Origin of the sequence: Pseudocitrobacter vendiensis, assembly GCF_943590815.1 — a bacterium.
Lineage (GTDB): Bacteria > Pseudomonadota > Gammaproteobacteria > Enterobacterales > Enterobacteriaceae > Pseudocitrobacter > Pseudocitrobacter vendiensis.
This window is the reverse complement of the sequence record NZ_CALSBS010000003.1, coordinates 213,630-229,370: the sequence shown is the minus strand read 5'-3', so window position 1 is coordinate 229,370 and position 15,741 is coordinate 213,630. Positions and strand designations below refer to the sequence as shown.

At 52.4% G+C, this 15,741-nt stretch carries 11 protein-coding genes; 9 read left to right on the top strand and 2 right to left on the bottom strand.

The window, feature by feature from the left end:
* Positions 1-2: 2 nt before the first annotated feature.
* Positions 3-332: a DUF3302 domain-containing protein gene (locus NMC31_RS05685; RefSeq protein ID WP_253897248.1), complete on the bottom strand. Its 330-nt coding sequence runs from the start codon at positions 330-332 to the stop codon at positions 3-5.
* A 536-nt stretch (positions 333-868) separates the two neighbouring features.
* Between NMC31_RS05685 and mtlA the strand changes: the two genes are divergently transcribed.
* From mtlA to mtlR, 3 genes are all read left to right on the top strand, one after another.
* Positions 869-2,776 (top strand): PTS mannitol transporter subunit IICBA, encoded by a 1,908-nt coding sequence (gene mtlA / locus NMC31_RS05680; protein WP_253897247.1) that lies wholly within the window; start codon positions 869-871, stop codon positions 2,774-2,776.
* A gap of 95 nt (positions 2,777-2,871) precedes the next feature.
* A complete protein-coding gene (mtlD, locus tag NMC31_RS05675; RefSeq protein ID WP_253897246.1) occupies positions 2,872-4,020 on the top strand; it encodes a mannitol-1-phosphate 5-dehydrogenase in 1,149 nt (382 codons plus the stop codon).
* A complete protein-coding gene (mtlR, locus tag NMC31_RS05670; RefSeq protein WP_253897245.1) occupies positions 4,017-4,607 on the top strand; it encodes a mannitol operon repressor MtlR in 591 nt (196 codons plus the stop codon). Before mtlD ends, mtlR begins: the two co-directional genes overlap by 4 nt.
* A 5-nt stretch (positions 4,608-4,612) precedes the next feature.
* On the opposite strand, the gene NMC31_RS05665 is transcribed toward mtlR, so the two are convergent.
* The gene (locus tag NMC31_RS05665; protein WP_253897244.1) at positions 4,613-4,828 is read right to left on the bottom strand and encodes a hypothetical protein; all 216 of its coding nucleotides are present in this window, start codon (positions 4,826-4,828) and stop codon (positions 4,613-4,615) included.
* 271 nt (positions 4,829-5,099) lie between these two features.
* Between NMC31_RS05665 and NMC31_RS05660 the strand changes: the two genes are divergently transcribed.
* The 6 genes from NMC31_RS05660 to lldD all read left to right on the top strand — a co-directional run bounded on the left by NMC31_RS05660 (position 5,100) and on the right by lldD (position 15,656).
* A complete protein-coding gene (locus tag NMC31_RS05660) occupies positions 5,100-5,462 on the top strand; it encodes a YibL family ribosome-associated protein (RefSeq protein ID WP_149463681.1) in 363 nt (120 codons plus the stop codon).
* A 543-nt stretch (positions 5,463-6,005) separates the two neighbouring features.
* Positions 6,006-6,689, top strand: coding sequence for a SadB/YajI family lipoprotein (locus NMC31_RS05655; RefSeq protein ID WP_253897243.1), 684 nt, complete (start codon positions 6,006-6,008; stop codon positions 6,687-6,689).
* Between the two features lie 43 nt (positions 6,690-6,732).
* Positions 6,733-11,568, top strand: a complete 4,836-nt coding sequence (locus tag NMC31_RS05650; RefSeq protein ID WP_253897242.1) for a YadA-like family protein — start codon at positions 6,733-6,735, stop codon at positions 11,566-11,568.
* Positions 11,569-12,040: 472 nt separating this feature from the next.
* Complete coding sequence (gene lldP / locus NMC31_RS05645; protein WP_149463684.1) at positions 12,041-13,696, top strand: L-lactate permease; 1,656 nt, start codon at positions 12,041-12,043, stop codon at positions 13,694-13,696.
* Positions 13,693-14,469: a transcriptional regulator LldR gene (lldR, locus tag NMC31_RS05640; protein ID WP_231825922.1), complete on the top strand. Its 777-nt coding sequence runs from the start codon at positions 13,693-13,695 to the stop codon at positions 14,467-14,469. The genes lldP and lldR overlap by 4 nt, the downstream gene beginning before the upstream one ends.
* Positions 14,466-15,656: a quinone-dependent L-lactate dehydrogenase gene (lldD, locus tag NMC31_RS05635; protein WP_149463686.1), complete on the top strand. Its 1,191-nt coding sequence runs from the start codon at positions 14,466-14,468 to the stop codon at positions 15,654-15,656. Before lldR ends, lldD begins: the two co-directional genes overlap by 4 nt.
* Positions 15,657-15,741: the final 85 nt, after the last annotated feature.

Genomic DNA, 15,741 nt, shown 5'->3' with positions numbered 1-15,741 from the left:
GGCTATTCCCCTGAAGGCGTTTGCATTTTTTTCAGTTGTTTTTCAAGCTCTTCAACGCGTTGTCGCAGCGCATCCTCGCCTTCAGACGCGGGTGGATGCTGCATCCCCCAGCCGCGATCGGGACGATAAAGCGTTGCCCAAATCCACAGGAACGGCCAGAGAACATGTAATGTAAAAAGACTTACCCAGCCTGCAACGTGAATCGCATCGGCGTGGGGATGATTGCGTGCCTTCGCAATCATGTAGGGAATATCGTGAATAATAATAATGCCGTAAAAGATAACCAGAAAAACAAAGACAAGAATGCCAAGCGCAAAGTAATTCAGGAACATAGCCGTAACCTCGAATTTACGCTGTCGATAGTGAGCACGCTATAAGATGTAAAGCGTAGACGGTGTCTACTTTGAACATAATCGGCATTTTATCGTTCTGCCACACTCCTCATTCATTATTCTTTTTTGTGTGATGTTACTCAGTTACAGACAACGCTCATCACAGCGGCAGAACTTGCCCCCGATCACATCTTGATTTGGCGACCTGAAAATATCTTGTGAACCCAATCACAAAAAAGAAACAAACAGCCAAGAACAAAATGTGATTAACATCACATTTACATGTGTTCTGCGGTGCTTTTTCTCGTTGTGTTGTTTTTTTACACAGTAGTTTTGTGATGATGATCACTCAAAATCATCAGGTATCTCCTATATTTGTGTGATCTAAGTCACATGAAGACCCGCTATCTGGACAGCTTAACGATTCAGTGCCAGATTTCGCATCATCAACCAGGGTTCGGCTACTACCTCTGCCGCCAATTAACAATAAACTTCAGGTGATCCACCTGCGGGCAAACAGAAACAAGGGGTGTTTTATGTCATCCGATATCAAGATCAAGGTGCAAAGCTTTGGTCGCTTCCTCAGCAACATGGTGATGCCAAATATCGGCGCGTTTATCGCGTGGGGTATTATCACCGCGTTATTTATTCCAACAGGGTGGTTGCCGAACGAAACGCTGGCGAAGCTGGTTGGCCCGATGATCACCTACCTGCTGCCGCTGCTCATCGGTTATACCGGTGGTAAGCTGATTGGCGGCGAACGTGGCGGCGTGGTCGGTGCGATTACCACCATGGGCGTTATCGTCGGTGCAGACATGCCGATGTTCCTGGGTTCCATGATTGCAGGCCCGCTGGGCGGCTGGGCAATCAAGAAATTCGACATCTGGGTAGACGGTAAAATCAAATCTGGTTTTGAGATGCTGGTGAATAACTTCTCCGCTGGCATCATTGGTATGATCCTCGCCATTCTGGCCTTCATGGGCATCGGCCCGGCGGTTGAAGTCCTGTCCAAGCTGCTGGCAACTGGCGTTAACTTCATGGTTGTACACGACATGCTGCCGCTGGCATCTGTCTTTGTAGAACCGGCGAAAATCCTGTTCCTGAACAACGCGATTAACCACGGTATCTTCTCACCGTTGGGTATTCAGCAGTCTCATGACCTTGGCAAATCTATCTTCTTCCTGATTGAAGCCAACCCGGGTCCGGGTATGGGCGTTCTGCTGGCGTACATGTTCTTTGGTCGCGGCAGTGCTAAACAGTCTGCAGGCGGCGCGGCAATCATCCACTTCCTGGGTGGTATCCACGAAATTTACTTCCCGTATGTGCTGATGAACCCACGTCTGATCCTGGCGGTCATTCTGGGTGGAATGACTGGCGTGTTCACCCTGACGCTGCTGAACGGCGGTCTGGTATCTCCGGCTTCCCCTGGCTCCATCCTGGCCGTACTGGCGATGACGCCAAAAGGAGCGTACTTCGCGAACATCGCGGCTATCGTTGCGGCAATGGCGGTCTCCTTCGTCGTATCTGCCATCTTGCTGAAAACCAGCAAAGTGAAAGAAGAAGATGACATTGAAGCGGCAACTCGTCGTATGAATGACATGAAAGCAGAATCCAAAGGCGGTACTCCGCTGGCGGCTGGCGATGTCACTAACGACCTGAGCCACGTGCGCAAAATCATCGTTGCCTGCGATGCCGGTATGGGTTCCAGCGCAATGGGTGCGGGCGTGCTGCGTAAGAAAGTGCAGGATGCGGGCCTGAGCAACATCTCGGTCACCAACTGCGCGATTAACAACCTGCCGCCGGATGTTGACCTGGTCATCACCCACCGCGACCTGACCGAGCGTGCAATGCGTCAGGTTCCGCAGGCACAGCATATTTCGCTGACCAACTTCCTCGACAGCGGTCTGTATACCAACCTGACCGAGCGTCTGGTTGCCGCACAGCGCCATACTGACAACGAAGTGAAGGTGAAAGACAGCCTGAAAGACAGCTTTGACGACAGCAACGCTAACCTGTTCAAGCTGGGTGCAGAAAACATCTTCCTGGGCCGCAAAGCTGCTACCAAAGAAGAAGCCATTCTGTTTGCCGGTGAGCAACTGGTAAAAGGTGGTTACGTCGAGCCAGAGTATGTGCAGGCGATGCTGGATCGCGAAAAACTGACCCCGACTTACCTGGGCGAGTCCATCGCGGTTCCACACGGCACCATCGAAGCTAAAGACCGCGTGCTGAAAACGGGTATCGTGTTCTGTCAGTATCCGGAAGGTGTGCGCTTCGGCGAAGACGAGGATGACATTGCCCGCCTGGTGATTGGTATTGCCGCGCGTAACAACGAGCACATCCAGGTGATTACCGGCCTGACCAACGCGCTGGATGACGAGTCCGTCATCGAACGCCTGGCCACCACCACCAGCGTAGACGAAGTTCTGGCGCTGTTGCAGAAGTAAGACGCTATACCCTCTCCCATCGGGAGAGGGTTAGGGTGAGGGAAAAGCCTCACCCCAGCCCTCTCGGGTCAAAAACATTAATGAAGGTTAATACTATGAAAGCATTACATTTTGGCGCAGGTAATATCGGACGTGGCTTTATCGGCAAACTGCTGGCCGACGCGGGCATTACATTGACGTTCGCCGATGTAAACCAGGTCGTTCTGGATGCCCTGAATGCCCGTCATAGCTATCAGGTTCACGTCGTGGGTGAAAATGAGCAGGTTGATACGGTTTCAGGCGTAAACGCCGTCAGCAGCATCGGTGACGACGTTGTGGAGTTGATTGCCCAGGTTGACCTGGTCACCACTGCGGTGGGCCCGGTTGTACTGGAGCGTATTGCTCCGGCTATCGCCAAAGGTCTCGCGAAACGTAAAGCCCAGGGCGTAAATACCCCGCTGAACATCATCGCTTGTGAAAATATGGTGCGCGGCACCAGCCAGCTGAAAGGCCACGTGATGGCTGCCGTTGCAGCAGAAGATCAGGCGTGGGTAGAAGCCAATGTCGGTTTCGTGGATTCCGCCGTTGACCGCATCGTTCCGCCGTCTGCCTCTGCAACCAACGACCCACTGGAAGTAACCGTTGAAACCTTCAGCGAGTGGATCGTCGATAAAACCCAGTTCAAGGGCGCGTTGCCGAATATTCCAGGTATGGAATTAACCGATAACCTGATGGCATTTGTCGAACGTAAACTCTTCACGCTGAACACAGGTCATGCTATAACCGCGTACCTCGGCAAAATGACCGGGCATCAAACTATCCGCGACGCGATCCTCGATGAGAAAATCCGCGCGGTGGTAAAAGGCGCGATGGAAGAAAGCGGCGCGGTATTGATTAAACGCTACGGCTTTGATGCGCAGAAACATGCGGCATACATTCAGAAAATCCTCGGTCGTTTTGAAAACCCGTATCTGAAAGATGACGTTGAGCGCGTGGGCCGTCAGCCGCTGCGTAAACTGAGCGCGGGCGATCGTCTGATTAAACCGCTGCTGGGTACGCTGGAATACGGTTTGCCGCACGTTAATCTGGTGAAAGGAATTGCCGCGGCGATGCATTTCCGCAGTGAAGAAGATCCGCAGGCCCAGGAACTGGCTGCACTGATTGATGAAAAAGGCCCGCAGGCCGCGCTGGCGCAGATCTCTGGTCTGGATGCTAACAGCGACGTGGTGAAAGCCGCTGTCGCTCTCTATAACGCCAGCAAATGATGCAAGATCCGGCGCAGGCTATCCTGCGCCTGAATACTAGATTGTCAGATATGCAGGCAATAATGGAAGAAACACAGGCTTTTGAAAACCGTGTGCTTGAGCGTCTGAATGCTGGCAAAACCGTCAGAAGTTTCCTGATTGCCGCCGTCGAGCTGCTGACCGAGGCGGTCAATATTCTGGTGCTGCAGGTGTTCCGCAAAGACGATTACGCGGTGAAATACGCTGTCGAACCGTTGCTGGACGGTAGCGGCCCGCTGGGCGACCTTTCGGTCCGGCTCAAGCTTATCTATGGGCTGGGCGTAATCAGCCGACCGGAGTATGAAGATGCGGAATTGCTGATGGCGTTACGTGAAGAGCTGAACCATGATGGCAGCGAATACGCCTTCACCGATGATGAGATTCTCGGGCCGCTGGGTGAGCTGCACTGTGTCTCTGCCCTGCCGCCCGCGCCGCTCTTTGACGAAAGCGATGCCGACCTGCTGGCAATGCAAAAACAGCGTTATCAACAGGTCGTTCGCTCAACGATGGTACTTTCTCTGACCGAGCTGATTTCCCGAATCAGCTTGAAAAAAGCCTTCCAGAAATAACGGACTCAAACTTCTTTCGCCTGGTTTTCGACGGGCTGATAAAGTTTGCGATAGTGCTCTAATCGCTCCAGAAACATTGCCGCTTTCTCTTCCGGGATCTCTTCCGGCACGTGGCTCAGGCGAGGCGATTTTTTCAGGTATTCCATAAATGCCTGACTGGATGCCATAAAATCTATGGCTTTATCGATGACAAGCGGTACGTTTTCACCCAGTTTGCCCATAACGTCATCCTCCTCATGATTCCTGCTTTAAGAATGACCAATTTAAAGTGACTCGTTTGGGGTAAATGTGCGTATTCTTGTTGGCAAAACGTCAAAAAGAGACCTGTCTAACACTTTTCAATAATTCATAATAAATTCATAACATTAGTTCTTATATGCAGCATGAGAGATCGCGACAAAAGGTGACTTTTTACGATTCTTCGCTATCGGTTATGAACGCTGTCGCGCATACTACCCACTATTACGTCATTTTTTATCAGATATACGCCAAATGAAAGAAATCGAAAAAAACGAAATTAAACGCCTGAGCGACCGTCTGGACGCCATCCGTCACCAGCAGGCAGAACTGTCGCTGGTCGAAAACGCCGAGAAGTATGCCGAGCTCGAAAGCGAGAAAGAGAAACTGGAAGTGGAAATCGCGCGTCTGCGTGAGGTTCATACCCAGAAGCTCAGTAAAGAGGCCCAAAAGCTCACCAAAATGGCGTTCAGCCGTCCGATCACCAAGAAAGAACAGGCTGATATGGGCAAGCTGAAGAAAAGCGTGCGCGGGCTGATTGTGGTTCACCCAATGACGGCACTGGGCCGTGAAATGGGCCTGCAGGTAATGACCGGTTTCTCAAAAACGGCGTTCTGATTTTCTTTCACGCCGATATCAACGTTGCTTGCCCTCTTGCTTTACGCTCCTGTTGTTTTACAGGAGCGTAATTTTGTGGGGAAATTCCGCTAAATCTATTCACCTTTCTTAAACAACTCACCTGTTTACCTGCGGTATTTTTCAGGCAAAATTCCGAAAATGCGTTGTCTGCAAAATGCCAATACATACCCCTCCTAAATGAATACTCAAATTAATCGGCTTAAAACCATATTATTTTCATATGATCATCAAATAAAATTATAATTTTTAGATTAAAACATCAATAAAATGAATAAAAACAAATCCTCTTTGTTTGCCGATACCATTAAATATTTGACACTCAACTGCACCGATCATTAAAATCCGCGCGATTAATATCTTTGGCTGCAATTTATATTTTTTTGATACTAGATCGCTTGTTCGCGATGCAACTTTTCTACACTCACTCTTTGCAGAACCCATTGCGAACATACGACGCGTAAATCATTCATAAAATGATTACATCGTCTATGTCTTTAGTTTGACCATGAAGGGATTCATTATATGAATATCAATAGAGCGTTATTACGTGTTTTATTTACATTTTTTCTCGTTGCCTCAACAGGATGTGATTATGTTGAAAAAACAACGCTTATTAACGATCTTGCCAAACAACAAGAGCAACAAAAAAATCAAATTGCTGCAATTGAAAAACAGCAGGAACAATACAAAAATAAAATTGAAATAATTGAAAAACAACAACTTGCAATGTCATCCAATGACAAGGCACTTTCGACCATTATAAGAACAATTAAAAACAAACAGGACGAATTTGTCTTCACAGAATTTAATCCCGCGCAAACAAAATATTTCATCCTGAATAATGGCTCTGTGGGTTTAGCCGGGCGTATCTTATCAATCGATGCCATCGAGAACGGCAGCACGATTCGCATCTCGCTGGTCAACTTATTAAGCGTTCCTGTATCAAATATCGGTTTCAATGCCACGTGGGGAAATGAGCGCCCTGTCGATATCAACGCACTAGCGAAATGGCAGCAACTGCTTTTCAACACCACCATGAACTCCACCCTGCAATTAATGCCTGGTCAATGGCAAGACATTAATCTGACATTGAAAGGCGTTTCACCTAATAACCTGAAGTATCTGAAATTGTCCATCAATATGGCCAATATTCAGTTCGATACTGTTCAACCTGCTGAAAATCGGCAGCGAAAAAACAAAAAATAAATGCAGCTTCTGCGCTTATATCAAGGAATAGAGAGCATCAACAATGAACAAAATATTTAAAGTTATCTGGAATCCGGCGACGGGCAGCTATAGCGTTGCCAGCGAAACGGCGAAAAGTCGTGGAAAGAAGTCGGGGCGTAGTAAGCTGTTAATTTCTGCACTGGTCGCAGGTGGGTTATTGTCTTCTTTGAACGTATGGGCAAACGCCGGGAATGACAACGGTCAGGGCATTGGAACAGGCACAGGCTGGGTTGCTATTGGTGAAGGCGCAAAGGCAAACGCATTTACAGATAGTAGTGGTGCCAGTACTGCGGTCGGTTATAAATCTAACGCCCAGGGCGCCTGGAGTTCCGCTATTGGGGCACTTACCAGTGCAATTGGTGATGCTTCAATGGCCTTCGGTGTTAATGCCGTTTCAACCGGTCAGCGAAGTATTGCTATGGGTGCATCATCAAGCTCACTCGGTGAGTTTTCAATAGCGCTCGGACGATATGCAAGTTCGGGTGGTAAGTATTCAGTTGCGCAAGGGGATAAATCCAATGCAGCTGGTTTGAACGCCACTGCGGTGGGGAGTAACAGTAATGCGGCGGGCGAGAAAGCTATTGCGCTAGGAAACGCAACTAAAGCTACTGAAATTATGAGCATTGCTCTTGGTGACAGTGCCAATGCCTCGAAAGAATATTCTATGGCGCTGGGAGCAAGTAGCGTTGCAGCAGAGGCTAACGCGATCGCTGTAGGCCGCAACAGCGCAGCTAACGGCACAGACAGCCTCGCTTTAGGCAGAAAATCTCTCGCCAGCGCAGCAAACGCGGTTGCGATTGGCGCTGAGACCGAAGCCGCTGAAAATGCAACGGCAGTGGGTACTAAAGCTGAGGCAAATGGGCTTAACAGTATCGCATTGGGCTACGGGAGTATTGCAAATACCGATAATACGATTGCTCTGGGTAATCAAAGCCAGGCAATCGCTGCGGGTGCCATTGCCATCGGTCAGGGGAATAAAGCTGACGGCGTAAATGCAATCGCACTGGGAAATGGGAGTATTACCGGTGGGGCAAATGCCATTGCTCTTGGACAAGGCAGTTATGCCGGTTTAGAAAATGGCATTGCAATTGGTGCTCAGGCCAGTGCTCAAGGTAAAAATTCAATTGCTCTGGGTGCTGATTCTGTCGCGACTGAAGCGGATACCGTCTCTGTGGGTAGCACAACAGTTCAGCGAAAAATTGTCAATATGGCAAAAGGTGATATCAACAATAACAGTACTGATGCCATCAATGGATCACAGCTTTATGCTATCAGTAAGTCAGTAGCGGATAATCTTGGTGGAGGAGCGACCGTCAATTCACAGGGCGTCGTGACTTCCCCGAATTACAGACTGAAAAATGGTATTTATGGCAATGTTGGCGACGCCTTAGCGGATCTAAACACGAATACGATACAATGGGACGCTCTTAAAAAGGGATATAGTGCGGCACATGGTACAGATGCCACCAGCAAAATCACTAACGTCACCGCTGGCGACCTTTCCGCCACCAGTACCGACGCCGTCAACGGTTCTCAGCTGAAAGCGACCAATGACGATGTGGCGGCTAACACCACTAATATCGCTACCAACACTAGCAATATCACTAACCTGACGAGCGAAGTGGCTGGCAACACCACCAGTATCACTAACCTGACGGATACGGTGACTAACCTCGGTGAAGACGCCCTGAAATGGGACGATGCCGCAGGCGCATTCACCGCTGCACACGGCACTAACGCCACCAATAAAATCACCAATGTCACCGCTGGCGACCTCTCTGACACCAGCACCGACGCCGTCAACGGCTCGCAGTTGAAAGCAACCAATGACGATGTGGCGGCTAACACCACTAATATCGCTACCAACACTAGCAATATCACTAACCTGACGAGCGAAGTGGCTGGCAATACCACCAATATCACCAACCTGACCAATGCCATAGATGGTCTCAATGATGATGCCCTGCAGTGGGACAGCGCGGCGAGCGCATTCAGCGCCGCGCATAGCGGCAGCACCATGAATAAAATTACCAATCTCGCAGCCGGGGCAGTGTCATCGTCCAGTACCGATGCCATTAATGGTGGGCAACTCTATGGCTTAAGCAGCTCCGTCGCCAGCTACTTAGGGGGAAATGCCTCCGTTGATGCGAATGGGAACTTTACAGGCCCGAGCTATACCATTGACGGTACAAGCTACAACAGTGTTGGGGATGCCCTGTCAGCAATTAATACTTCAATTGGAACCTCTTTGGGTGATGCACTGCTATGGGATAATACGGCAGGGCACTTCAGTGCGGCGCACGGCTCTGAGGCCTCCAGCAAAATCGCTAACGTCAAAGCAGGCGATCTCACTGACACCAGTACCGACGCGGTTAACGGCTCGCAGTTAAAAGCGACCAATGACGACGTGGCGGCTAACACCACCAACATCGCCACCAACACCACCAATATCACCAACCTGACCGACGCCGTGGACAGCCTTGGCGATGACGCTATGCTGTGGGACAGTGCGGCAGGCGCATTCAGTGCCTCTCACGGTGCCAATACCCTCAATAAAATTACGAATGTCGCCGCAGGGACAGTGTCATCATCCAGCACCGATGCCATTAACGGTGGGCAACTCTATGATTTGAGTAGCTCAATCGCCAACTCATTCGGGGGGAACGCCACAGTTGATGCAAATGGCACCTTTACAGGCCCTACCTATACTATCGACGGTGTAAGTTACAACAGTATCGGCGATGCGCTGACGGCAATTAACACCTCCACCAGCGCTTCTCTGGGTGATGCTCTGCAGTGGGATAGCACAGCGGGCGCATTTAGCGCGGCACACGGCACAGAAACCACCGCTAAAATCACCAACGTTGCCGCGGGTGAACTCAGTGATGACAGCACCGATGCCGTGAACGGCGCTCAGTTAAAAGCCACGAACGACAATGTGGCGACTAACACCACCAACATTGCCACCAACACCACCAATATCACCAATCTGACTGACGTTGTGGACAGTCTTGGTGAGGATGCGCTGCAATGGGATAGTGCGGCGGGCGCGTTCAGTGCTGCTCATGGTTCCGAGGCCACCAGCAAAATCACCAATGTCGCGGCCGGTACGATTTCGGATACCAGTACCGACGCGGTCAATGGTTCTCAGTTGTACGCCACCAATATGTTGATCACTCAAAACAGTGAGATCATTAATCAACTCGCCGGGAATACCGACAACACCTATATCGAAGAAAACGGTGCAGGTATTAACTACGTCCGCACCAATGACACCGGTTTAACCTTCACCGATGCCAGTGCAGCGGGTATTGGCTCTACCGCCGTGGGGTATAACTCTGTGGCCAAAGGCGATAGCAGCGTGGCCATCGGTCAGGACAGCTATAGCAGCGTTGATACAGGTATCGCGCTGGGTAGCAGTTCCGTTTCCAGCCGTGTCATTGAGACAGGCTCCCGTAATACCCGCGTGACGGAAAATGGGGTCGAGATCGGTTACGACACAACTGACGGCGAGCTGCTTGGCGCGCTGTCGATCGGTGACGACGGTAAGTATCGTCAAATCATCAACGTAGCCGATGGTTCTGAAGCCCATGACGCCGTTACGGTTCGCCAGTTGCAGAATGCGATTGGTGCAGTCGCGACCACGCCGACCAAATACTATCACGCCAATTCGACGGCGGAAGACTCACTGGCTATCGGTGAAGACTCGCTGGCAATGGGCGCGAAAACTATCGTTAACGGCAATGCCGGTATTGGTATTGGCCTGAATACACTGGTGATGGCTGATGCCATCAACGGTATCGCGATAGGGAGCTACGCCCAGGCAAATCACGCGAATAGTATTGCGATGGGTAACGGTTCTCAAACCACGCGCGGGGCCCAGACAGGCTATACCGCATACAATATGGACGCACCGCAAAACTCCGTCGGTGAATTCTCCGTAGGTAGCGAAGACGGTCAGCGCCAGATCACTAACGTTGCAGCGGGTTCGGCGGATACCGATGCCGTTAACGTGGGTCAGTTGAAAGTGACCGATGAGCGTGTGTCGCAAAACACCCAGAACATCTCGTATCTCAACAATCAGGTCAGCAATCTCGATACCCGTGTGACTGACCTTGAGAACGGAATGGGCGACATTATCACCACCGGCAGCACCAAGTACTTCAAGGCCAACAGCACCGGCGCGGATGCCAATGCGCAGGGCGCAGACAGTGTTGCGATGGGCTCAGGCTCCATTGCCGCCGCTGACAACAGCGTGGCGCTGGGGACCGGGTCTGTCGCCAATGAAGCAAATACCGTCTCCGTCGGCTCCTCAACCAACCAACGCAGAATCACCAACGTGGCTGCCGGTATCAATGATACCGATGCCGTTAACGTTTCGCAGTTGAAGTCTTCTGAAGCGGGCAGCGTACGTTACGACACCAAAGCGGACGGGTCTATCGACTACAGCAATATCACGCTTGGCGGCGGCAACGGAGGGACAACGCGTATCAGCAACGTGTCCGCTGGCGTGGAAAACAACGACGCGGTTAACTACGCGCAGTTGAAGAAAAGCGTTCAGGAAACCAAGCAATACACCGATCAGCGGATGGCGCAGATGGATAGCAAATTATCCAAAACCGAAAGTAAGCTGAGTGGCGGGATTGCCTCTGCGATGGCCATGACCGGCCTGCCACAGGCCTATACGCCAGGAGCCAGCATGGCGTCAATTGGCGGAGGTTCATACAACGGTGAATCCGCCGTTGCGCTGGGCGTGTCAATGGTGAGTGACAATGGCCGTTGGGTCTACAAGTTGCAGGGCAGTACCAATAGCCAGGGTGAATACTCTGCCGCGATCGGCGCGGGAATTCAGTGGTAATCACATAGTGAGTTAGCGTCGTAAAGGGCAACGAAGGTATCGTTGCCCTTTCAAATGCTGACAAAGTGCGCTTTGTTCTTGCCGGATGCGGCGTAAACGCCTTATCCAGCCTACAAAAAATTGCAAATTCAATATATTGCAGAAACCTTGTAGGCCTGATAAGCGTAGCGCATCAGGCAATGTTGAGTTTGTCATCAGTCTCCAAGGGCAACGAAAGCATCGTTGCCCTTTCTTTTTATCGCCACCAGCCGCCACTAATTGGCCCAACCAATTCCTCTCTTTCCTTCCAATGGTTCACAATTTCGCTATTTATTCATACAATACCGTTGCTAGAACATAACAATTAGTTAACCATTCATTGTCATTATCCCTACACCATCATATTGGAAGGGCCACTTTTACAAAATCTGTGACGCCGAGATGAGCGCAGACTCACCGCGAAACGGGTTTAGGCCCCCAGGAGACCTGCACAATGAGCCTCTGGCAACAAAACTACGACCCGGCCAATAACATCTGGCTGTCGAGCCTGATAGCATCGCTACCCATTCTCTTTTTCTTCTTCGCGCTGATTAAGCTCAAGCTGAAAGGCTACATCGCCGCCAGCTGGACCGTCGCCATCGCGCTCGCCGTCGCCCTGCTGTTCTACAAAATGCCGGTGGATAACGCCCTGGCATCGGTGGTGTATGGCTTCTTCTACGGCCTGTGGCCGATTGCGTGGATCATCATCGCCGCCGTTTTTGTCTACAAAATTTCGGTGAAAACCGGGCAGTTCGACATCATCCGTTCATCAATATTGTCAATTACACCCGACCAGCGTTTACAGATGCTGATCGTTGGTTTCTCCTTCGGTGCTTTCCTTGAAGGGGCCGCGGGGTTTGGCGCTCCGGTAGCCATTACCGCTGCGCTGTTGGTCGGTTTAGGCTTTAACCCGCTGTATGCCGCGGGTCTGTGTCTGATCGTCAACACCGCACCGGTCGCCTTTGGCGCGATGGGCATCCCGATTCTGGTTGCCGGGCAGGTCACCGGTCTGGATAGCTTTGAGATTGGCCAGATGGTGGGTCGCCAGTTGCCGTTCCTGACGATTATCGTACTGTTCTGGATCATGGCGATAATGGACGGTTGGCGCGGGATTAAAGAAACCTGGCCTGCGGTGATGGTTGCGGGCGGTTCGTTCGCGATTGCCCAGTACCTGAGCTCTAACTTTATTGGCCCGGAGCTGCCAGATATTATCTCTTCGCTGGTTTCTCTGGTGTGCCTGACGCTGTTCCTGAAACGCTGGCAGCCGGTACGTATCTTCCGCTTTGGCGATATGGGCGCATCGCAGGTCGATCAGACGCTGGCGCGCACCAATTATACCGCCGGGCAGATTGTTCGCGCCTGGTCACCCTTCCTGTTCCTGACCGCCACCGTTACGCTGTGGAGTATTCCGCCGTTTAAAGCCCTCTTCGCACCGGGCGGGGCGATGTACGAGTTTGTAATTAATATTCCGGTTCCGTTCCTCGACAAACTCGTGGCCCGCATGCCGCCTGTTGTGAGCGAAGCTACGGCCTACGCGGCGGTCTACAAATTCGACTGGCTGTCGGCTACAGGTACAGCGATTCTGTTTGCCGCGCTGCTCTCTATCGTCTGGCTGCGCATGAAGCCGAAAGACGCTATCAGCACTTTCGGTACCACACTGAAAGAACTGGCGCTGCCTATCTACTCCATCGGGATGGTGCTGGCCTTCGCGTTTATCTCGAACTACTCCGGCCTCTCTTCAACGCTGGCGCTGGCACTGGCCCATACCGGGCATGCGTTTACCTTCTTCTCGCCATTCCTCGGCTGGCTGGGTGTTTTCCTGACGGGTTCAGACACCTCATCCAACGCCCTGTTTGCCGCGTTGCAGGCCACCGCCGCACAGCAGATTGGCGTTTCTGACGTACTGCTGGTTGCCGCCAATACCACCGGCGGCGTTACTGGCAAGATGATTTCGCCACAGTCCATCGCCATCGCCTGTGCGGCAGTGGGTCTGGTGGGCAAAGAGTCCGATCTGTTCCGCTTTACCGTGAAACACAGCCTGATTTTCACTTGCATGGTGGGCGTAATCACCACGCTTCAGGCCTATGTCTTAACCTGGATGATCCCATGATAGTGATGCCCAGACGCCTGTCCGACGAGATTGCCTCTCGCGTGCGGGCGCTGATTGAAGAACAACAGCTGGAGGCGGGCATGAAGTTGCCCGCTGAACGCCAGTTAGCCGCTCAGCTTGGCGTGTCGCGCAATTCCCTGCGCGAGGCGCTGGCGACGCTGGTCAGTGAAGGCGTGTTGCTTAGCCGTCGCGGCGGCGGCACGTTTGTGCGCTGGCCACATGAAGCGTGGTCAGAGCAAAACATCGTTCAGCCGCTAAAAACCCTGCTGGCCGATGACCCGGATTACAGCTTCGATATTCTGGAAGCGCGCCACGCCATTGAAGGCAGCACCGCCTGGCACGCCGCCATGCGCGCAACGGATGCCGACAAAGAGAAAATCGCCCTCTGTTTTGAAGCGACGCTCAGTGAAGACCCAGATCTTGCCTCGCAGGCCGATGTGCGTTTTCATCTGGCGATTGCCGAAGCCTCGCACAACGTCGTGCTGCTGCAAACCATGCGTGGTTTCTTCGATTTGCTGCAATCCTCTGTGAAGCAGAGCCGCCAGCGCATGTATCTGGTTCCGCCGGTCTTCGCCCGCCTGACCGAACAACATCAGGCCATTCTTGATGCCATTGTGGCCGGTGACGCCGAAGGCGCACGCCAGGCGATGATGGCCCATCTAGGTTTCGTTCACACCACCATTAAACGTTTTGATGAAGATCTGGCTCGCCAGGCACGCATCACCCGCCTGCCCGACGACCACGCTGAAAATTCCAGGGAGAAAAAAGCATGATTATTTCAGCCGCGAGTGATTACCGCGCCGCCGCCGAGCGCATTCTGCCGCCGTTCCTGTTCCACTACATCGATGGCGGCGCGTATGCGGAATATACCCTACGCCGCAACGTGGAAGATTTATCTCAGGTCGCCCTGCGCCAGCGCGTACTGAAGAACATGGCCGACCTCAGCCTGGAAACTACGCTGTTTAACGAAAAGCTCTCTATGCCGGTCGCCCTTGCGCCGGTGGGCCTGTGCGGTATGTACGCGCGTCGCGGCGAGGTACAGGCTGCGGCAGCTGCCGATGCGCACGGTATTCCATTCACGCTCTCTACTGTATCTGTTTGCCCCATTGAAGAGGTCGCGCCTACCATCAAGCGCCCGATGTGGTTCCAGCTATACGTGCTGCGCGACCGGGGTTTTATGCGTAACGCGCTGGAACGCGCAAAAGCGGCGGGCTGCTCCACGCTGGTGTTTACGGTTGATATGCCAACACCGGGCGCTCGTTATCGTGATGCCCACTCAGGCATGAGCGGCCCAAATGCCGCAATGCGCCGCTACTGGCAGGCTGTCACGCATCCACAATGGTCGTGGGATGTGGGCCTGAACGGGCGTCCGCACGATCTGGGTAATATCTCCGCCTACCTCGGCAAACCGACCGGACTGGAAGATTACATCGGCTGGCTGGCGAACAACTTCGATCCGTCCATTTCGTGGAAAGACCTGGAGTGGATCCGTGAATTCTGGGATGGCCCGATGGTGATCAAAGGGATCCTCGACCCGGAAGATGCGCGCGATGCGGTACGCTTTGGGGCAGACGGTATTGTGGTTTCCAACCACGGTGGCCGCCAACTGGATGGCGTACTCTCCTCTGCCCGCGCGCTGCCTGCGATTGCCGATGCGGTGAAAGGCGATATCGCGATTCTGGCCGACAGCGGTATTCGTAACGGGCTGGACGTGGTGCGCATGATTGCCCTGGGCGCAGATACCGTTCTGCTGGGCCGCGCATATCTTTATGCGCTTGCCACGGCGGGCCAGGCGGGCGTAGCCAATCTGCTGAGCCTGATTGAGAAAGAGATGAAGGTGGCGATGACGCTGACGGGCGCGAAAACGATCAGCGAAATCAGCCGTGATTCGCTTGTGCAGGAACTGGGGAAAACCTTGCCTGCGGCGCTGGCGCCACTGACGAAGGGGAATGCGGCGTAGGCCCCTCACCCCGGCCCTCTCCCACAGGGAGAGGGAGAAAACCCTCACCCTGCACTATCTGTCCCCTCTCCCTCAGGGAGAGGGT